Source organism: Streptomyces pseudovenezuelae (genome assembly GCF_029892565.1).
In the GTDB taxonomy this organism is placed as follows: domain Bacteria; phylum Actinomycetota; class Actinomycetes; order Streptomycetales; family Streptomycetaceae; genus Streptomyces; species Streptomyces pseudovenezuelae_A.
This window is the reverse complement of the sequence record NZ_JARXVH010000008.1, coordinates 265,063-282,873: the sequence shown is the minus strand read 5'-3', so window position 1 is coordinate 282,873 and position 17,811 is coordinate 265,063. Positions and strand designations below refer to the sequence as shown.

Below are 17,811 nucleotides of genomic sequence, written 5' to 3'. Positions count from 1 at the left end.
GCGTCACATGGAGGCGTTGCGCATGGCGCGGATGCCGGCCGCGACCCCGAGTACGGCTACGGCCCCCGCCCCGACGATGCCGTACAGCAGGCTCAGCTCGGTGAACCGGCCGTCGAACAGGGCGCGTTCGGCCTCGACCACATAGGTCACCGGGTTGATCCGGCTGAGCACGTACAGCCAGCCCGGTGCCGAGTCCTGCGTGATGGGCAGCAGGACGCCGGAGAGCAGCAGCAACGGGAAGAAGATCACCTGCTGAACCCCGTAGAAGAGGGTCTGCTGTTTGCGGGAGTGGAGGGCCAGGGTGAAGGAGAGGGCGCCGATGCCGATGCCGAAGACGGTCAGCAGGGCCAGGCCCGCGAGGGCGCCGAGCGGGCGCAGCCGGAAGTCGGTGGGCAGCAGGAGGATGAGGATCAGCAGGGCCTGGGTCAGCAGGATCACGACCTCCTTCAACGCCCGGCCGACGAGGGGCCGCGCGGGGCCGGCCGGCTCGGCCCCGCGCAGGTTGATGGAGAGTCAGGTGCTCTCGGCTCTTGACTTCTGAGAGCTTAGAGACGTTAATGACGTCTTTGTCAGCCTCCCTGACGGTCCTTGCCGTGTTCGGAGTGCGCCGACTGCTCGGGCGCCCCGCCCATCATCCGGAGCATCGCCGGACCGCCGGTGCGCAGGAACCGTAGGAGCAGGCTCGCGGCCAGGAGGAGGAAGGCGATGTTGAGCCAGGTCGTGTAGTTCCAGGTGATGCCCTCTTCGGGGATCTTGGCGTCGGCCTGGTCGGGGATCAGTCCCAGGCCGCCGAACGCGAACTCGACGACGTATCCGGCGAAGGCCATCGCGGTGAAGAAGGTGGCCAGCAGGAACGCGGCCGTCCGGGCGCCGTAGTACTTCCGGTAGATGTTCAGGATCGGGAGGATCAGCAGGTCCGCGTAGATGAAGGCGATCACGCCGCCGAAGCTGATGCCGCCCTTCCACAGCACCACGGCCAGCGGCACGTTGCCGATGGAGCAGACGAACGTCGCGATGGCGACCAGCGGTCCGACGAGGGGGCCGACGAGCTTGGCGGCGAGCGGGTGGTCCGCCAGGAAGAACGTGCGCCAGAAGTCGTCCGGTACCCAGGCGGCGATCGCGCCCGCGATCAGCAGGCCGGCCACCAGGTCACGAAGGATCGCGGCCCACTCCATGACGAAGATGTGCGCCACCGACGTGAAGCCGTCGCGGGAGAACAGCCTGCGCGCGAAACTGCCCGCGCCCCCGATCGACATGTCCATCGCCGCGTGACCCTCCATCGAACCGGTCAGCCCGCGTTCGGCCTGCTCCCGAGCCGTCCGCAGGAGCCGCTCGCGCAGGAAGAGACGGAACAGCACGGCGAGTACGACGATCATGAGCGGCCCGCCGACGAACTCGGCGGCCGTGAACTGCCAGCCCATCAACAGCGCCAGAATCACGCCGAGTTCGATGACCAGGTTGGTGGAGGCGATCTCGAAGGCCATCGCCGCGGTGAAGTCCGCGCCTTTGCGGAACAGGGAGCGGGCGAGGGCGACGGCCGCGTACGAGCAGGAGGAGGATGCCGCGCCCACTCCCGCCGACAGGGCTAGCGTTCGTGGCCGGTCGTCGCCGAGCAGTCGTACGACCGTGGATCTGCGGACCACCGCTTGGACCACGGCGGACAGTGTGAAGCCGAGGATCAGGGCCCAGGTGACTTCCCAGGTCATCGACCCCGCAATGGACAGTGCGTGTCCGATCGCCTCCACAGATCTGCACCTTTCCCGAGAGGGTTGCGCTCACGCGAGCACAGTATTCCCCCGGGGGGTATGTATGTCATGCGGACGGCTCGCTTCAGCCTGTGTCAGGTGGCCGCCTGGGTCCGTTGCCAGTCCACCCGTAGTGGGTCTCGTCCGCTGAACCTGTGGACGTGCGTGGTGACCAGGTCTTGCAGCCGGCGCAGACCCTCCTCGTCAGGTGACTGGGCGCGCAGGGTCAACTCGCCCGGGACGGCCTGCAAGGTACAGGTGCCCCAAGGGAGTTGGACCGTCCCGTCGGTGTCGGTCCAGTCGACGTGGATCTGGTCGGGGCGGGTGCCGGCAGACGTGTGGTTGTCGGTGCGCGCCTCGGTGTCGTCGATGTCGCTGTCGCCGTTGTTGGCGGCATGGGTGCGCGGGCGGTGGCCCAGGTGGCGGCCCTGGTTGGCGAAGTGCTTGCACAGTTGCCGGAGATAGCGGCTGGGGCGATCGGTCTCGATGTGGGCCTCGGCGGTGAACATGGGTGTCCTCGCTTCGCTCCTCTAGGGGCTCAAGCTTTATCGAGACACTCTGTCGCTGTCAACGCATCATGTATCGATGACGGCGATCCGTATGCTGGTGTGCGTGCCGAAGCTGTGGAACGAGACCATCGAGGAGCACCGTCGCGCCGTACGTGACGCGGTGCTGGGCACCACGGCGGCGCTGGTGGGCGAGCTCGGGCTGCGCGCGGTGACGATGTCGAGGATCGCCGAGGAGAGCGGGATCGGCCGGGCCACGCTCTACAAGTACTTCCCGGACGTCGAGTCGATCCTGACGGCGTGGCACGAGGAGCAGATCGCCGGTCATCTGAGGGAGTTGGGCGCGCTTCGGGACGGTTCCGGTGACCCCGGTGAGCGACTGGCGGCCGTTCTGGAGGCGTACGCGTTCATCCAGCAGCGGCGCCACGGTCACGGCGCCGAACTCGGGGCGCTGCTGCACCGGGGCGAGCATGTCGCCGGGGCGGAGCGGCACCTCCACCACTTCCTCCGGGAGTTGCTGGCCGAGGGTGCGCGGGCCGGTGACATCCGGGACGACGTCTCCCCGGACGAACTGGCGGGCTACTGCCTGCACGCCCTCGCCGCGGCGGGCGCCCTGCCCTCCAAGGCTGCGGTGCGGAGGCTGGTCGCGGTCACGCGGGCGGGGCTGCGGCCGGAGGGGTAGCCGACCTTGGTCAAAGCTCAGTGGAGCTATTAGCTGTTCGGGACAGTGTGCTGTTCGTCTGGGATCCATTCCGGCGAGACGAAGAGGATTGAGCGGAATAAACTGGCAGATGAGAAGCGTCATTTCCTCAGCAGGTCAGTTCCTCAGTTCCTCGCCGGTACTTATGTGTTCCAGGCAGTTAAATGGCCAGTCAAGCACCGGCCCGCTCAGTGACCGACTCGACTTGGAGAGCACCCGATGGGTATGCCGACGTCCCCCAGCAACGCGCCCCGGCGCACCTTTCGCCTCGGCGGCACGCTCACCGTCCCGCGCCTCGGCTTCGGTGCGATGCAGCTCCCCGGCCACTGGGGCGGCCCCGCGGGGGACCGTGCGAACGCGGTGGCCGTCGCGCGGCTCGCCGTCGAGCTCGGCGCGCAGCACATCGACACCGCGGCTTTCTACTTCACCGGTGCCAACCGCGCCAACGACATCCTGCGCGCGGCGCTCCACCCCTACCCCGCCGACGTATCCATCGCCACCAAAGTCGGGCCGATGCGTCTGCCGAACGGGCGGATGCACGGCGAGGCCGGCCCCGCCCAGCTGCGGACCGAGGTCGAGCGCAACCTCACCGAACTCGGCCTCGACGCCCTCGACCTCGTCTACCTCCGGGTCCTCACCCCCGCCCCGCTCGGCGACCGCTTCGCCGTCCTCGCCGAACTGCGCGAGGAAGGGTTGATCCGGCATCTGGGTGTCAGCAGTGTCACCGCTGAGCAGCTCGCCGAGGCCCGTTCGATCGCGCCGGTCGCCGCCGTGCAGAACCGCTTCGGGGTCTTGGACCAGGACGACGCGGCGATGGTCGACGAGTGCGCGCGAGCCGGCATCGCCTACATGCCGTACTTCGCGCTGGGCGGCGGCCACAACCCGCTGGACGACCGTGACCTGCTCGACGTCGCGGAACGCAACGCGGCCACCCCGTTCCAAGTGGCCATCGCGTGGGGGCTGGCGCGGTCGCCGTCGATCGTGCAGATCCCCGGCACTGCCTCCCTCGACCACCTGCGACAGAACATGGAGGCCGCGCGCATCACCCTCGATCAGCACGACATGGCACTCCTCACCCGGCCGTGACCCCGCACCGCGCGGCGGAGCCCGCCGGCCGTCGCGAACCGGTCCGAAGGCGCGGCGCAGTAGGGTGATGCATGACTTCACCACAGCCCGGACGGGGAGCGGCCCCCTCCGCCACCGCCGCCGGCAGCGGCCCCATCAGCAACGCTCTGATCCGGGTTACGCGACTGCACGTCATGCAGGCAAGGCAGTTGTTCCGGTCCGTCGGACTGCACCCCGGCCACGAACTGCTCCTGATGCATCTGTGGGACACCGGACCTCAGCGGCAGGCGGACCTCGCCGAGGTCTTCGACACGGACTCGGCCGCCATGACCCGCACCGTCCAACGCCTTGAGCGGGCCGGGTTCGTACGCCGTCGCCGCGACCCGAACGACGGGCGAGCCACGCTGGTGGAGACCACCCCCGCCGGCAACGGACTGCGGCGCTCGGTCGAGGAGTTGTGGGCGCGACTCGAAGCGATCACCACCGGCGGGATGACACCCGCACAGCAGAAAGCCCTGCTGGACGGGCTCGAACAGGTCGAGCAGAACCTGGCCGCCGGGCAGGGCCCGCAGTAGCGCCGACCCGACCCTACCCGGCCCACATCCACCCCGTCCGCGGACGGCCGTGCGCGTGTCAACCGGCCGTCTCTGGTTCAGAAAGCGCGCCCGACGTCCTGCCGGACGATCCGTATGGAGATCGCCGACGAGGCGGTCCGGCTCTTCGTCAGCCAAGGCGTGGCGGCGACCACCGCGGAGGACATCGCGGCAGCCGCCGGGGTGTCCACGCGCACCCTGTGGCGCTACCTCCGCTCGAAAGAGGACTGCGCACGCCCGCTGCTCACCGCGGGCATGGACCTGATCACCGCGCGCCTGCGGACCCACTGGGGGCAAGGCGGCTCGCTCGCCCAGGCGTTCGCGGACGCGGACGACCCCGGTCTGGCGGCCGCGCAGCACGTGGACGCCCTCCGCGATCTCGTACGTCTGAGCCGTGACGAGCCCGGGCTGCGTGCCGTCTGGCTGCAGGCGCGCTTCGACGCCGAGGCCGTGTTCGCGGGCGTGATCGCCGACGGCACCGATCGTTCCGCGCATGACCTCGCGGTCCGTCTGGAGGCGGGCATGCTCAATGCCGCGCTGCGGATCGTCGTGGAGGACTGGGCCCTGCGACCGGACGACCCGGCCGGTCCGTCTGTGGGTGAGACCCTCGCGCAGGCCTTGCACACGATGACCCAACTCCTCGACCCGGAGGCTTCGGTGGCGCTCGGCCGGAAGCCGATGATCCTCCGTCCGGCGACGGGACCACGCTCAGGGGGATAGCCGGTCCCGGCTCCAGGGGAGGGGGTACTTCGGGTGCCGTCGCCTTCGTCCACTACCTCAACTATCGTGCCCCGCCCGGGACTTACGACTCCGGTAGGGACGGCGCCGCGCAGTCCATAGCGGCGACGAAGCAGCTTGGACCAAGCGACGCCTGTGCGGTCTACGTCCGAACGGTGCGACGACGGCCGGTGACCTTGGAGGCCGGCAGCCGGCCGGCCTTGGAGGTGCCGGTGAGTGTGTCGCCGTCGACCGTCAGGGCGAAGGCCAGGTTCAGGCGCATGGGCTTGGTGATGGACTGCTTCCAGGTCAGCCGGTCGCCGTCGAGGGCGACATCGTCGAGTGGGACATGCTCTCCCGCTCCGTGGGCGGCCCCGGTCAGGACACCTCCCTGCCGACTGAGCTCGACCACGGACTTGATCTTGCCGATGGGGGTGGAGATGGACAGGTCCCAAGTGCCTTCGACGGGCATGGTGTTGTTCTTCCTCACGGTGCGGTGCGGGTAGGACGTATGCGAGTCGCCGGTCAGAGGGCGGCGGGCGCCGGGCCCTCGTGGCGCCAGACCGTGCCGCGGCGCTCGTGGGCGAACAACTCCTCGACCGTGTGGGCGATTTGGGGGCCCACCTCGCGCTCCAGCAGATACAGGCCCAGGTCGAGGCCGGACGTGACGCCGGCGCCGGTGACGAGGTCGCCGTCGTCGACGACGCGGGCGTGGACCGCGTGGACGCCCGTGGCGTCCAGCATGTCCAGGCCCAGATGATGGGTGGTGGCGTGCCGGCCCTCCAGCAGGCCGGCCATGGCCAGGACGAGCGAACCACCGCACACCGCGGCGACCGTCACCTCCGGATTGTCCAGCGCCGCCTTCATGAGCGCGGGCAACTCGGTGGTCAGGGTGCGGCCCAGAAGTACGGGGATGAACTCGTCCTGCCGCCACTCGCCGGCGCCCACCTCCTCGTCGGAGACCTCGCCGGGCTCCCCAACCCGGCCCGAGGCGCCCGGGACCAGAATCAGGCCCGCGCGCCCGGGATCGAGTGCGGCGGTGGCACGCAGGGCCAGACCACCGGTACCGCTGACCACCTCACGTACCCCCTCGGCGGAGACCAGTTCCACGGTCACCGCACCCCCGGAGGCGGTGCCGCCGGCGTACAGCACCTCGTAGGGGGCGATGACATCCAGCGGATCGAAGCCGTCGAACAAGACGATCTGGGCGTGCATGGCAGGTCCTTCAGGTGGGGCGGAGCCGGTCTTCGCGCCGGACGATCCAGACGCTAATCGGCTGCCGAGTGGTCTCCCAGTGGCATTAGTGACAGCTACCAACGGGATATCGCCACGGGTGCAAGGGTGGGCTTTGAACTGGGATGACTGCCTGCATGGACCTCACCTCGGCCGACGTCGACAGTCGGCGGAGGGGTATCTTGCTGCCATGCACACAGTCGCCGTTCTCGCGCTCGACCGGGTGATCCCGTTCGATCTGTCCACCCCGATCGAGGTCTTCGCCCGTACGCGCCTCCCGGACGGGCGCCCCGGCTACCAGATCCGGGTGTGCGCGGAGAAGCCGGAGATCGACGCGGGTGCCTTCACCCTGCGGGCGCCCTGGGGACTGGAGGGACTCAAGGGCGCGGACACGATCATCGTGCCCGGTACCGCCGACATCGCGGCTCCCCTCGCCCCCGCCGTCCGTGATGCCCTGCGGTCGGCCGCCGCCGACGGTACGCGCATCGCGTCCATCTGCTCGGGCACCTTCCCGCTGGCGGCCACCGGCCTGCTCGACGGCCTGCGTGCCACCACGCACTGGATCGCCGCCGCCCAACTGGCCGCCGACCACTCCGAGATCGATGTCGACCCGGACGTTCTGTACGTCGACAACGGCCAGATCCTCACCTCGGCCGGTGCTGCCGCCGGCCTGGACCTGTGCCTGCACATGATTCGCCGGGACTACGGCTCGGCCGTCGCCGCCGATGCCGCCCGGCTGTGCGTAATGCCTCTCGAACGCGAGGGCGGACAGGCGCAGTTCATCGTCCACGACCGCACACCCACTCCGCAGGGCTCCGTCCTCGAACCCCTGCTCACCTGGCTGCAGGACAACCTCGCCCGCGACCTCACCCTCGCCGACATCGCCGCCTACGACGGCACCAGCACCCGGACCCTGATCCGCCGTTTCCGCGAACAGACCGGCACCACCCCGCTCCAGTGGCTCCACCGCGCCCGCATCCGCCAGGCTCAGCACCTGCTGGAGACCACACGCCACCCCGTCGAACGCATCGGCACCCAGGTCGGCTTCGGCTCGCCCACCGCCTTCCGCGACCGCTTCAAGCGCACCACCGGCGTCAGCCCGCACGCCTATCGCCGCGCCTTCAGCTGAGCGGCGATGAGGTGAGGGGTCATGTTCCCTTCCGGGCAGGGGAGTTGCGGTTCCTACCGTGGGTGTGGAGGGGTGTCCGCCCGCATGGTCTCGCTGAAGAAGTCCCAGATGGCGGCCGGGGAGTTGAGGGTGTCGTCGGTCCTGCCCATGAGCCGGGGGAAGCGGTAGTCGGGGTTGGGGATCGTGTGGCCGCCGCCGGAGACCGTGAACGCCACGACCGGGTTCTTCCCGGGCTCGCTGTAGCGGGTCTCGATCACCGACGGTGCGCCCTCCGTGCCGCCGGACCCGTCCAGGGGCGACTCCGTGGGAGGCCAGGCGATCGGGGGCCGGGTGATGCCGTTGACGTCGGCGAAGGCACGGGCGGTGGCCTCGGCGGACCGTACGGTGCCGCGCTTCTGGAAGCCGAAGATGCTTGCCTCGCCTCCTTCGTACGGCATGATCGGGTCGCGCGTGCCGGCGATCAGCAGGACCGGCAGCGGGTGCTTGTGCTCCGTGACGGCCCACTGGTCCGGCGTGGGCAGGCCCGCCCCGATCACCGCGATGGCGGCGATCCGCTCCGGCGTCCGGGCGGCGAGGCGGAAGGCCATCTGGCCGCCGTTGGAGAAACCCGTGACGAACACCCGGGCGGGGTCGACGCCGTGGCGCCGGCCGAACCGCTCGACGAGCGCGGCGATCAGGCCCTCGTCGTCGACCTCCTCCTTGCGGGCCGGGGTGACCGCGGAGGTGCGGCCGTCGTTCCAACCGCGCTTGTAGCCGTCGGGGTAGATCACCGCGAACTTGTGCCGTTCGGCCAGCTTGTCGAAGCCGTACCCGGTCGCCGTACGAATGGTCCTGCCGTCCTGCTGCGAGCCGTGCAGGACGAACAGCAAGGGTGCGCCGGACGGCAGATCGGCGGGTACGAAGGCTCGGTACGAGCGTGTCCGGTTGTCCACGGTGATCGTGTCCACCGTCACCGGTGCGCTCAGCCGCGGCTCGGCGGGTTTGGGGGCGTGCAGGAAGTACCCGTACGCGGCGGCGCCCGTCAGCACCACCACGCCGAGCGCGGCCAGTGCCATCACCGAGGCGCTCACCGGTGTGCCCCCTGGTCATTCGCGCCTGTTGTGCGTAGCTGCCGTGTCCGCATGGCCTTGTCCTCACGTCGTTCCCCGTACGTCCCTGTACTCCAGGGCGTTCTGCCTGCACTTTCACCCTGCGGTGGCGGCCCCGGCGGTATCCAGGGACCGAGAGTCCGTGGCTGGCCGGTGTGCCCCGCCGTACCGTGGTGACCATGGACAAGCACGCCCTCGCGGAGTTCCTGCGCGGCAAGCGGGAACGCGTACGCCCCGAGGACGTCGGCCTGCCGCACGGGCCCAGGCGGCGCACCCCCGGGCTGCGTCGCGAAGAGGTCGCGCAGCTCGCGCACATCTCCGTGGACCACTACAGCCGCCTGGAACAGGCCCGCGGACGCCATCCCTCGCACGCCGTCCTGACCGGCATCGCCCGCGCGCTGCGCCTGTCCGACCAGGAGCGCACCCACCTCTTCCGGCTCGCCGGCGAGGCGGCACCCGAGCCCGCCCAGGGGCCGTCCCGCGACGTGGACCCCGGCACGCTGAGGCTGCTGGAGCGGCTCACCGACGCCGGTGCCCTCGTGCTCGACAACACGTGCCGTGTGCTGGCCTGGAATCCGCTGGCGGCGGCCCTGTTCGAGGACTTCTCCGGCCTGACCGGCTCGGACCGCAATGTCATCCGGCGCTACTTCCTGCACCCCGAGCACCACGCCTACGGCATGACCGAGCCCCACCGGTTCGTGACCGCCGCCGTCAGCTATCTGCGTGTCGCCACCGCCCGCTACCCGGACAACGCCGAACTCCGCGCCCTCGTGGACGAGTTGCTCGCCGGCAGCGAGGACTTCGCGCGTCTGTGGAACTCCCACGAGCTGCGCATCGAGCACCACAACCACCAGCGGGTCCAGCACCCCCAAGTCGGGCCGATCGACCTGGACTTCGACGTCCTGACCGTGCCGGGCCAGGACCAGCAGCTGATCATCTTCACCGCCGAACCCGACTCCCGCGCCTACCGGACGTTGCAACTGCTCAAGGTCATCGGTACGCAGCGCATGGACATCCCCACCTGACCCACGCGCCGGTCTGACCGACGCTCCGGCACGAAGTCCTGTCAGAAGTCTTGACCGACGGCGGCGGGGCGCCCACAGTACTCATTCATACGCATTACTAATACGCATTACTGAAGCGCATGAACGGTGAGGAACATGGTGGAGGAGCCCAAGAAGCGGTCCCGGCGCGGTCGTACCCCCGCGGTGTCGGGCCGCACGCCCCGGCCGCGGCAGGCCGAGGTCGCCCGGCTGGCCGGGGTCTCCCAGGCCACGGTGTCGCTCGTGCTGTCGGACAAGACCACGGGCGCGACGATCTCGGACGAGACCCGGCAGCGGGTGCTCGACGCGGCCCGCAGCCTCGGCTACGTCCCGGACCCCGCCGCGCAGCGGCTGGCCGCGGCCCGCAACAACCTGCTCGGCGTGTTCAGCTTCACGGCCACCTTCCCCACCGACGTGCAGCACTCGTACTACCCCTTCCTCGTCGGCGTGGAGCAGGAGGCCGCCGCGCGCGGCTACGACCTGGTGCTCTTCACGGGGTCGAGTTCGGGAGGGGCGGGGGCGTCCAGGCCCGACGCGTTGAGCAGAGTGCGGCTCGCCGACGGCTGTCTCTTCCTCGGACGGCACGCGCCGGTCGCGGAGTTGAAGCGGATGGTCGCCGACGGTTTCCCGGTCGTGCACCTCGGGCGCCGTGACGAACTCGAAGGGCTGCCGTGGGTGGGCGCCGACTACGTCAGTGCGAGTGCCGAGGTCGTCGGACATCTGTCGGCTCTGGGGCACCGGCGCATCGTGCTGGTCCGCGAGGACGACGACGCTCCGGCCTCGACGGACCGGCAACAGGGTTTCCTGGAAGGGCTGTTGGCGGCCGGGCTGGAGGGTGGCCCCGAGGCCGTCTTCCGTTCGGCCGACCCCGAGCGGGACCTCACCCCCGAGCGACTGCGCCACTGGCTGGATGAAGGCGTCACCGCGTTCGTCGCGGAGGAGACCGACACCGGGGCCGCCTGGCGTGCCCTGTGCGGGGCGGTCGAGGAGGCCGGCCTCAGCTGCCCCGACGACCTGTCGCTCGCCCTGCTCGGCAGCCCGCCCGGGGATCTCGTCGCCTGCCCGCAGGCCACCGGATTCGACATCCCCCGGCCGGAGTTGGGCGCGGCGGCGGTCCGGCTGCTCGCCGCCCGCGTCGCCGGAGAGGAGGCCGAAGAACCCCTGGTCGCCTGTGTCTTCCGGCCCGGTACCACCACGGGGAGGCCGCCGGAGCGGCACTGATCACCGCACCGCCGCACCACCGGACCTCCGTGGACGACAACTACCAGCAAGGAGAAGCGTGATACCGGAAGCCGACATCCTCATCGTGGGCGGTGGCCTCGGCGGCGTGGCGGCCGCACTCGCCGCCTGCCGGGCCGGACGCAGCGTCGTGCTCACCGAGGAGATCGACTGGATCGGCGGACAGCTCACCTCGCAGGCCGTGCCGCCCGACGAGCACCCGTGGGTCGAGCAGTTCGGGGCGACCGCCTCGTACCGCCAACTGCGTGAGGGCATACGGCAGTTCTACCGGCAGTGGTACCCGCTGCGTGCGGAGGCGCTCGCGCTCACGGACCTCAACCCCGGTGCCGGACGGGTCAGCAAGCTCTGCCACGAGCCACGGGTGGCGCTGGCCGTGCTGGAGGCCATGCTCGCGCCCCATCGGGCGGCCGGACGTCTGACCGTCCTCACCGACCACCGGCCCGTCGCCGCCGAATCCGACAACGATGTCGTACGGTCCGTGACCCTGGAGCACCGCCCCGACGGCCACCGCGTCACCGTCCCGGCCCGCTATGTCATCGACGCCACCGAGACGGGCGAACTCCTGGAACTGGCGGGCGTCGAGCACGTCTGCGGTGCCGAGGCGCGGTCCGAGTACGACGAGCCGCACGCCCCGGACCGGGCCGAGCCGCTCAACCAGCAGGGCATCACGGTGTGCTTCGCGCTCTCCCACCACGAGGGCGAGGACCACACCGTCGACCGCCCCGCGGACTACGGCTTCTGGCGGGCGTACCGCCCCGACTTCTGGCCCGGACCGCTGCTCGGCTTCCAGGCGCCCGACCCGCGCTCCCTGGAACCCGTCCCGCGCACCTTCGTCCCCAACCCCGACCTCGACCCGCTCGCCGTGAGCGCCGACCAGAGCGCCGACGCCGGCGACAAGGAACTGTGGGGCTTCCGCCGCATCCTGGCCCGCAGACTGCACAGCCCCGGAGCCTTCGACTCGGACATCACGCTGGTCAACTGGCCGCTCAACGACTACTGGTTGAAGCCGCTGATCGGAGCGGGCGCGGAGACCGGAGCCCAAGCCGTCGCCGAGGCGCGGCAGTTGTCCCTGTCGGTCCTGTACTGGCTGCAGACCGAGGCACCCCGCCCCGATGGCGGCACCGGCTTCCCCGGCCTCCGGCTCCGCCCCGACGTGACCGGTACCGCCGACGGCCTGGCGAAGGCGCCCTACGTCCGCGAGTCCCGCCGTATCAAGGCCGTCACCACCGTCACCGAACGCGATGTGGCGATCGACCTGGTGGGCCCGTACGGGGGCACCAAGTACCGCGACTCCGTGGGCATCGGCAGCTACCGCATCGACCTGCACCCCTCGACCGGCGGCGACAGCTACATCGACGTCGGCTCGGTGCCCTTCGAGATTCCGCTCGGGGCGCTGGTGCCGCGACGGGTCCGCAACCTGCTGCCGGCCGGCAAGAACATCGGCACGACCCACATCACCAACGGCTGCTACCGGCTCCACCCGGTGGAGTGGAACGTCGGCGAGGTCGCCGGCGCACTCGCCGCCCACTGCGTGGCCGAGGACGTCGAACCGCACCAAGTGCAGGGCGAGGACAAGCGGTTCGAGGAGTTCGCGCGGCTGCTCGACCGCGCCGGAGTGCAGCGCCACTGGCCCGACGTACGCGGCTACTGACCGCGTCGCGGCGACCGCCCCGCACGACCGACACAGCACAAGGAGGTGCTCCAGACATGACCACCGACCGCATTCGCGTCGGCATCGACGTGGGCGGAACCTTTACGGACGCCGTGGCCGTGGACGCCACAACTCTGCGGCTGCTGGGACAGATCAAGGTCCCCACCAGCCACCATCACGAGGACGGAGTCGCGCACGGCATCGTCGAGGCGCTGGACCGGCTGCTGCGCCAGATCGACCGCGCCCCCGGCGACATCGCGTTCCTGGCGCACGGCACGACCCAGGCCACCAACGCCCTGCTGGAGGGCGATGTCGCCACCGTCGGCCTGATCGGCATCGGCACCGGACCCGGCGCCGTCCTCACCCGTCGCCTCGCCGCGCTCGGCCGACTCGAACTCGCCCCAGGCAAGCGGCTTCCGCTCGCCTACGCCCACGTCGCCGACCCGCACGACCCGGCGGCCGCACGCACCGCGGTCGACGAGGTGACGGCCGCGGGCGCCCAAGTCCTCGTCGCCACCGAGCCGTTCGCCGTCGACCGGCCCGAGGGCGAGCAGGCCGTGCTCGAAGCCGCCCGGTACGCCGGGCTCCCGATGACGGCCGCGCACGAGATCACCTCGCTGTACGGACTGCACAAGCGGACCCGCACCGCGGTCGTCAACGCGGCCATCCTGCCCCGCATGCTCGCCACCGCCGACCTCGTCGACGCGTCCATCACCAAGGCCGGGGTCACCGCGCCGCTCATGGTCATGCGCTGCGACGGCGGGGTCATGGCCCTGGACGAGATGCGCCGACGCCCGCTGCTGACCGTCCTGTCCGGCCCGGCGGCCGGCGTCGCCGGTGCCCTCATGCAGGAACGGATCAGCGAGGGCGTCTTCCTCGAAACCGGCGGCACCTCCACCGACATCAGCGTCGTACGGCGCGGCAAGGTCGCCGTCCGCCACGCCACGATGCTCGGCAAGGCCTCGTACCTCAACGCGCTCGACGTGCGCACGGTCGGCGTCGGCGGCGGCTCGATGGTGCGTGTCGCCCAGGGCCGCGTCACCGCCCTCGGTCCGCGCAGTGCCCACATCGCGGGGCTGCCCTACGCCTGTTTCGCCGACCTCGACGACCTGCGGGGCGCGACCCTCGCCACGGTGCGGCCGATGCCGGACGACCCCGACGACTACGTGGTCCTTGACGCGGCGGGCGGACGGTTCGCGATCACCATGACGTGCGCCGCCAACGCCCTCGGCCGGGTCCCCGACGGGGACTTCGCGCACTGCGACCAGGAGGTGGCGAAGGCCGCGATCGCGCCTCTCGCCGCCGCCCTGGGTGTGGACGTGCCGACCGCGGCCGCCCGCGTCCTCGACGCCGGCGTCGGCCGCGTGCGGGAGATCGTGGACTCGCTCGTCCACGACTACCGCCTCGACCCCGACACGGCGGTCCTCGTCGGCGGTGGCGGCGGTGCGGCCTCCGTCACCCCGCACCTGGCCGCGCTCACCGGCATGACGGGCACGATCGCCCGGCACAGCGAGGTCATCAGCCCCATCGGCGTGGCCCTCGCGCTGGTGCGGGAGCAGATCGAGCGGATCATCCCGGGCGCCACACAGGAGCAGATCCTCGCCGTCCGGGCCGAGGCCGAGCGGGCGGTCGTCGCCCAGGGAGCGGCGCCCGACGGCGTCGAGGTCGAGGTGACCGTCGACCCGCAGACCAGCACCGTGCGCGCCACCGCCACCGGCGCCACGGAACTGCGTACCCAGGACCGCTCGCACAGCGCCGACGACACCGAGCGCCTCACCGCGGCCGCCGCCAGCCTCAAGACCGACCCCGCCGAGGTCCGCGTCCTCGCCGAGACACCCGCCCACACGGTCTACGGCATCGAGGTACGCCGTCGGCTGCGCTCTCCCCGGCGCCCCATCCGGGTCGTCGACGCCGACGGTGTCGTACGCCTGCACGCCGCGGACGCGAGCGTGACCGCCACCACCGTGGGCGCCGCGCCCGAACTCCTCGCCGACCTCGTGCGCGAGGGGACGTCCTACGGCGACGGTGGCGTCCGCGCCCCCGCGCTGCGGCTCCTTCTCGGCTCCCGCATCGCCGACCTCTCCGGCGTCCTCGACCCGCAGCCCCTGCTCGCGCTGGCCCGCAGCGAGATGCGCGACCGGGCCATGGACGAACCGGTGGTCGCGGTGCTGGAGGTGCGGTCATGAGCGGCCCCGCCGCGTCCGCCGTCGATCCGGCGACGGACGATCTGAGCCTCGCCGTACGGCTGTTGGCGGCCACGCCCACCCACGAGAACCGCACTCCCGCCGAACTGCGCCAATGGGCCCTGGCCGCCGACGAGTTCGGGGCCGCGCTCGACCCCGGTCTGCCGTGCCGGGCCCGGATCGTGGAGCGCGGCGACGGGCTGGACCAGTCGCTGCTCGCCCGCTACACCTCGCGTCCCGCCACCGTCGAGCTCTACACCGACACCATCGACCGGGCCGAGACGCTGATCGACGAACTCGGCTGGCGCAGTTGGTATCCCGTCGGATCCGTGCGCGGCGCGGCCCTCGCCCACGAGACCGCACACGCCCTGCTCCACCACAAGGCGACGCGGACCGCGCTCAAGGAGGCGCTCGGGCACACCGTCCTGCGGCTGGGCCGGTTCCGGGTCCTCGGTCATGTGGCCGGTGCCGAGGAGATCGCCGCGCACGCCTACGCCCGTACCGTCTGCGGCCTGGGTCGCAGCCCCCTCCTGCTCACCGCCGCGCTCGCCGCCGCGGTGGACACACCCGGAAGACAGAGGTGACCCATGGGTGTCGTCATCCTGCTCGTCATGGCGGCCGGAGTCGCAGCCATGCTCACCCGCAAACTGCCGACGGCCTTCGCGCTCGTCATCCTGGCCGTGGTCATCGCCTTCGTCGCCGGTGCACCCCTGACCGGCAAGAACAGTGTGCTGGACACCGTCCTCCAGGAGGGTGCGCCGACCCTGGCCGCCACGATGATCGCGATCGTGCTCGGTTCCTGGCTCGGCAAGCTCCTTGAGGAGACGGGCATCGCGGGCACCATCGTCCGCAAGATCGTCGAGTTCGGCGGTGACCGCCCGGTCGTCGTGGCCCTCGGTGTGCTGGCGGTGTCCGCGCTGGTGGGTACGGTGACCGGATCGGCGCCGGCCGCGATGCTCGCGGGGCTCATCGGCATCCCCGCCATGATCGCCGTCGGGATTCCGAAAGTGACCGCCGCCGGGACCGTCCTCATGGGCATCGCCGTGGGCATCCCCTTCGAACTGCCCCTGTGGCAGTTCTTCTCCACGGCCCTGGACCTGCCCGTACCGACCGTGCGCGGCTTCATGGTGAAGCTGTTCCCCTTCGCCCTGGTCGCCGCCGTCCTCTACGTGCTCGTCGAGTCGCGCCGTCGCGGTGTGGAGCACACCTGGTCCCTCAAGTCCGTTCAGGACAAGCCGAGTTCGGCCAGTCGCCGGAAGCGGCTCGGTGACGCTCCCTGGTACGCACTGCTCACCCCCGCCGTCCCCCTGATCCTCGCCCTGGGCTTCGAACTCGCCATCATTCCCTCGCTGTTGGCGGGTGTGCTGTACGCCCTGGTCACCACCACCGGCCCCCGCGAGATGAACAAGCGGCTGCTGCGCACCCTCTACGGCGGATTCGAGGTCGCCGCCCCGCCGATCGCCCTGTTCATCGCCATCGGCATCCTGCTGGCCGCGGTGAAACTGCCCGGCGCCGTCGACGCGTTGGAACCGCTGATGAAGGCGGTCAGCCCGCACAACGCGGTGCTGTTCGTCCTCGTCTTCACGCTGCTCGTCCCGCTCTGCCTCTACCGCGGGCCGCTGAACGTCTTCGGGCTCGGCGCCGGGATCGCCGGCGTCCTCATCGCCACGGGCATCTACCCGGCCGCGGTCGTCCTCGGCATGGCCACCTCGTACAACCAGGTCTTCGGCGTCGCCGACCCCACCAGCACGCAGACGGTGTGGGCCGCCCAGTACGCCGGTGTCTCCCCGCAGCAGGTCATGGTGCGCACCCTCCCGTACGTGTGGGCCGTGGCCCTCGGCGGGCTGTGCGTCACCGCGGCCACCTACCTCTGACCCCCGTCCCCCTGGACCGACCTCCACCCCCTTGGAGCCGACCATGTCCCAACCCCGTTTCGACCGCCGCCTGTTCCTGCGCGCCACGGCCGCCACCGGCGCCGCGGTCACCGTCGGCGGCCTCTCCGCCCCGACCGCGTCCGCCGCACCCGGCGGATTCCCCGACTACACCTACGTCCGCACCCTGCTCACGCCGTCCCAGCTGAAGTACAACCCGACCGGCGAGATCATCTTCCCGTGCGTCAGGGGCGTCTACGACAAGCTGAGTGCCCCGCTCGGCCGCTACTACCTGTACTACGGGCCGCACGACGCACCCGGCGGCATCTGCCTGGCCTACGGCAACTCCCTGGAAGGGCCGTTCACGGAGTACCCCAACAACCCGATCGTCGCCAACAACTGGCAGCCCCACTACTCCGTCAGCCACGTCGCGTCCCCGCACGTGATGTGGCACGAGAGCACGAAGGAGCTGTGGCTGTACTTCCACGGCGAGAACACCACCACGCGCCTGGCCCGTTCGAAGGACGGCATCAACTTCACCTACGACAAGGTCGTCCTGTCGACGTCGATGCTGCCGAGCGGCACCACCGAGACGTCGTACGCCCGTGTCTTCCCACACGAACTGGCCTCCCGTGGCGCCCACTACGTCATGGTCTTCATGCTGAACAACACCACCAACCACCGTGACATCCACTGGGGTTGGTCGGCCGACGGACGCACCTGGACCTACGACCAACAGCCCCTGATCCGCCACGCCGACGTCGGTGCCGTGAACGTCGGCGGGCCGCATCTGCTGTACCGCAACAACAGCACCTACGTCGTCTACAACAAGGACAAGGAGAGCGGCGGCGACCTGATGATCACGGAGGTGGGCAACGACTTCAGCAAGCGCAACCACCTCGGGGTCTTCTACAACTCCCGTAGCGGCGCACCTGAGAACGGCCGTTCCGCCGCCCCGTCGTTCGGCACCGACGGGGGAGTGCCCTACATGATCTACGAGGCAGGGGAGCGGCTCGCGGGCTCGATCGCGATGGCTCGCGGCTGAGGG

The 17,811-nt window shown here is 70.7% G+C and carries 18 protein-coding genes; 12 read left to right on the top strand and 6 right to left on the bottom strand.

Annotated elements, in window-relative coordinates; all coding sequences use genetic code 11:
• Positions 1-3: 3 nt before the first annotated feature.
• From M2283_RS26940 to M2283_RS26930, 3 genes are all read right to left on the bottom strand, one after another.
• A complete protein-coding gene (locus M2283_RS26940; protein ID WP_280879089.1) occupies positions 4-501 on the bottom strand; it encodes an ABC transporter permease in 498 nt (165 codons plus the stop codon).
• A 68-nt stretch (positions 502-569) separates the two neighbouring features.
• Complete coding sequence (locus M2283_RS26935) at positions 570-1,745, bottom strand: permease (RefSeq protein WP_280878964.1); 1,176 nt, start codon at positions 1,743-1,745, stop codon at positions 570-572.
• A 95-nt stretch (positions 1,746-1,840) separates the two neighbouring features.
• A complete protein-coding gene (locus M2283_RS26930) occupies positions 1,841-2,254 on the bottom strand; it encodes a DUF2218 domain-containing protein (RefSeq protein WP_280878963.1) in 414 nt (137 codons plus the stop codon).
• 103 nt (positions 2,255-2,357) lie between these two features.
• Here M2283_RS26930 and M2283_RS26925 point away from each other — a divergent pair, with 103 nt between their 5' ends.
• The 4 genes from M2283_RS26925 (at position 2,358) to M2283_RS26910 (ending at position 5,329) form a co-directional block, all read left to right on the top strand.
• Positions 2,358-2,933 (top strand): TetR/AcrR family transcriptional regulator, encoded by a 576-nt coding sequence (locus M2283_RS26925; RefSeq protein ID WP_280879088.1) that lies wholly within the window; start codon positions 2,358-2,360, stop codon positions 2,931-2,933.
• Positions 2,934-3,170: 237 nt separating this feature from the next.
• Complete coding sequence (locus M2283_RS26920; protein WP_280878962.1) at positions 3,171-4,037, top strand: oxidoreductase; 867 nt, start codon at positions 3,171-3,173, stop codon at positions 4,035-4,037.
• Between the two features lie 71 nt (positions 4,038-4,108).
• Positions 4,109-4,591 carry a MarR family winged helix-turn-helix transcriptional regulator gene (locus M2283_RS26915; protein WP_280878961.1) on the top strand — a complete coding sequence of 161 codons (483 nt, stop codon included), beginning with the start codon at positions 4,109-4,111 and terminating at the stop codon, positions 4,589-4,591.
• Positions 4,592-4,705: 114 nt separating this feature from the next.
• Positions 4,706-5,329: a TetR/AcrR family transcriptional regulator gene (locus M2283_RS26910; protein WP_280878959.1), complete on the top strand. Its 624-nt coding sequence runs from the start codon at positions 4,706-4,708 to the stop codon at positions 5,327-5,329.
• Positions 5,330-5,489: 160 nt separating this feature from the next.
• Here the strand turns inward: M2283_RS26910 and M2283_RS26905 are convergent, their stop codons facing one another.
• Both M2283_RS26905 and M2283_RS26900 read right to left on the bottom strand, forming a co-directional pair.
• Positions 5,490-5,798, bottom strand: a complete 309-nt coding sequence (locus M2283_RS26905; RefSeq protein ID WP_280878958.1) for a hypothetical protein — start codon at positions 5,796-5,798, stop codon at positions 5,490-5,492.
• Positions 5,799-5,851: 53 nt separating this feature from the next.
• A complete protein-coding gene (locus M2283_RS26900) occupies positions 5,852-6,541 on the bottom strand; it encodes a DJ-1/PfpI family protein (RefSeq protein ID WP_280878957.1) in 690 nt (229 codons plus the stop codon).
• 208 nt (positions 6,542-6,749) lie between these two features.
• On the opposite strand from M2283_RS26900, the gene M2283_RS26895 reads away from it, so the two are divergent.
• On the top strand, positions 6,750-7,688 hold the full coding sequence (locus M2283_RS26895) for a GlxA family transcriptional regulator (protein WP_280878956.1): 939 nt from the start codon (positions 6,750-6,752) through the stop codon (positions 7,686-7,688).
• Positions 7,689-7,741: 53 nt separating this feature from the next.
• On the opposite strand, the gene M2283_RS26890 is transcribed toward M2283_RS26895, so the two are convergent.
• Positions 7,742-8,758: an alpha/beta hydrolase family esterase gene (locus M2283_RS26890; RefSeq protein WP_280878955.1), complete on the bottom strand. Its 1,017-nt coding sequence runs from the start codon at positions 8,756-8,758 to the stop codon at positions 7,742-7,744.
• 197 nt (positions 8,759-8,955) lie between these two features.
• Between M2283_RS26890 and M2283_RS26885 the strand changes: the two genes are divergently transcribed.
• The 7 genes from M2283_RS26885 (at position 8,956) to M2283_RS26855 (ending at position 17,808) form a co-directional block, all read left to right on the top strand.
• Positions 8,956-9,801: a helix-turn-helix transcriptional regulator gene (locus tag M2283_RS26885; protein WP_280878954.1), complete on the top strand. Its 846-nt coding sequence runs from the start codon at positions 8,956-8,958 to the stop codon at positions 9,799-9,801.
• 135 nt (positions 9,802-9,936) lie between these two features.
• Positions 9,937-11,040 carry a LacI family DNA-binding transcriptional regulator gene (locus M2283_RS26880; RefSeq protein ID WP_280878953.1) on the top strand — a complete coding sequence of 368 codons (1,104 nt, stop codon included), beginning with the start codon at positions 9,937-9,939 and terminating at the stop codon, positions 11,038-11,040.
• Between the two features lie 58 nt (positions 11,041-11,098).
• Positions 11,099-12,709: an FAD-dependent oxidoreductase gene (locus M2283_RS26875; protein WP_280878952.1), complete on the top strand. Its 1,611-nt coding sequence runs from the start codon at positions 11,099-11,101 to the stop codon at positions 12,707-12,709.
• A gap of 56 nt (positions 12,710-12,765) precedes the next feature.
• Positions 12,766-14,895 (top strand): hydantoinase/oxoprolinase family protein, encoded by a 2,130-nt coding sequence (locus M2283_RS26870; protein WP_280878951.1) that lies wholly within the window; start codon positions 12,766-12,768, stop codon positions 14,893-14,895.
• Positions 14,892-15,476 carry a hypothetical protein gene (locus M2283_RS26865; RefSeq protein WP_280878950.1) on the top strand — a complete coding sequence of 195 codons (585 nt, stop codon included), beginning with the start codon at positions 14,892-14,894 and terminating at the stop codon, positions 15,474-15,476. The genes M2283_RS26870 and M2283_RS26865 overlap by 4 nt, the downstream gene beginning before the upstream one ends.
• A gap of 3 nt (positions 15,477-15,479) precedes the next feature.
• Entirely contained in the window at positions 15,480-16,766 is a 1,287-nt protein-coding gene (locus tag M2283_RS26860; RefSeq protein ID WP_280878949.1) for a TRAP transporter large permease subunit, read from the top strand.
• A 43-nt stretch (positions 16,767-16,809) separates the two neighbouring features.
• A complete protein-coding gene (locus M2283_RS26855; RefSeq protein ID WP_280878948.1) occupies positions 16,810-17,808 on the top strand; it encodes a hypothetical protein in 999 nt (332 codons plus the stop codon).
• Positions 17,809-17,811: the final 3 nt, after the last annotated feature.

What these genes read in the sequence shown, in the direction of transcription:
- M2283_RS26920 (WP_280878962.1), top strand. Translation starts at nt 3,171, where the DNA reads ATGGGTATGCCGACGTCCCCCAGCAACGCGCCCCGGCGCACCTTTCGC.
- M2283_RS26895 (WP_280878956.1), top strand. Translation starts at nt 6,750, where the DNA reads ATGCACACAGTCGCCGTTCTCGCGCTCGACCGGGTGATCCCGTTCGAT.
- M2283_RS26910 (WP_280878959.1), top strand. Translation starts at nt 4,706, where the DNA reads ATGGAGATCGCCGACGAGGCGGTCCGGCTCTTCGTCAGCCAAGGCGTG.
- M2283_RS26865 (WP_280878950.1), top strand. Translation starts at nt 14,892, where the DNA reads ATGAGCGGCCCCGCCGCGTCCGCCGTCGATCCGGCGACGGACGATCTG.
- M2283_RS26870 (WP_280878951.1), top strand. Translation starts at nt 12,766, where the DNA reads ATGACCACCGACCGCATTCGCGTCGGCATCGACGTGGGCGGAACCTTT.
- M2283_RS26915 (WP_280878961.1), top strand. Translation starts at nt 4,109, where the DNA reads ATGACTTCACCACAGCCCGGACGGGGAGCGGCCCCCTCCGCCACCGCC.
- M2283_RS26880 (WP_280878953.1), top strand. Translation starts at nt 9,937, where the DNA reads ATGGTGGAGGAGCCCAAGAAGCGGTCCCGGCGCGGTCGTACCCCCGCG.
- M2283_RS26905 (WP_280878958.1), bottom strand. Translation starts at nt 5,798, where the DNA reads ATGCCCGTCGAAGGCACTTGGGACCTGTCCATCTCCACCCCCATCGGC.
- M2283_RS26885 (WP_280878954.1), top strand. Translation starts at nt 8,956, where the DNA reads ATGGACAAGCACGCCCTCGCGGAGTTCCTGCGCGGCAAGCGGGAACGC.
- M2283_RS26900 (WP_280878957.1), bottom strand. Translation starts at nt 6,541, where the DNA reads ATGCACGCCCAGATCGTCTTGTTCGACGGCTTCGATCCGCTGGATGTC.
- M2283_RS26855 (WP_280878948.1), top strand. Translation starts at nt 16,810, where the DNA reads ATGTCCCAACCCCGTTTCGACCGCCGCCTGTTCCTGCGCGCCACGGCC.
- M2283_RS26930 (WP_280878963.1), bottom strand. Translation starts at nt 2,254, where the DNA reads ATGTTCACCGCCGAGGCCCACATCGAGACCGATCGCCCCAGCCGCTAT.
- M2283_RS26860 (WP_280878949.1), top strand. Translation starts at nt 15,480, where the DNA reads ATGGGTGTCGTCATCCTGCTCGTCATGGCGGCCGGAGTCGCAGCCATG.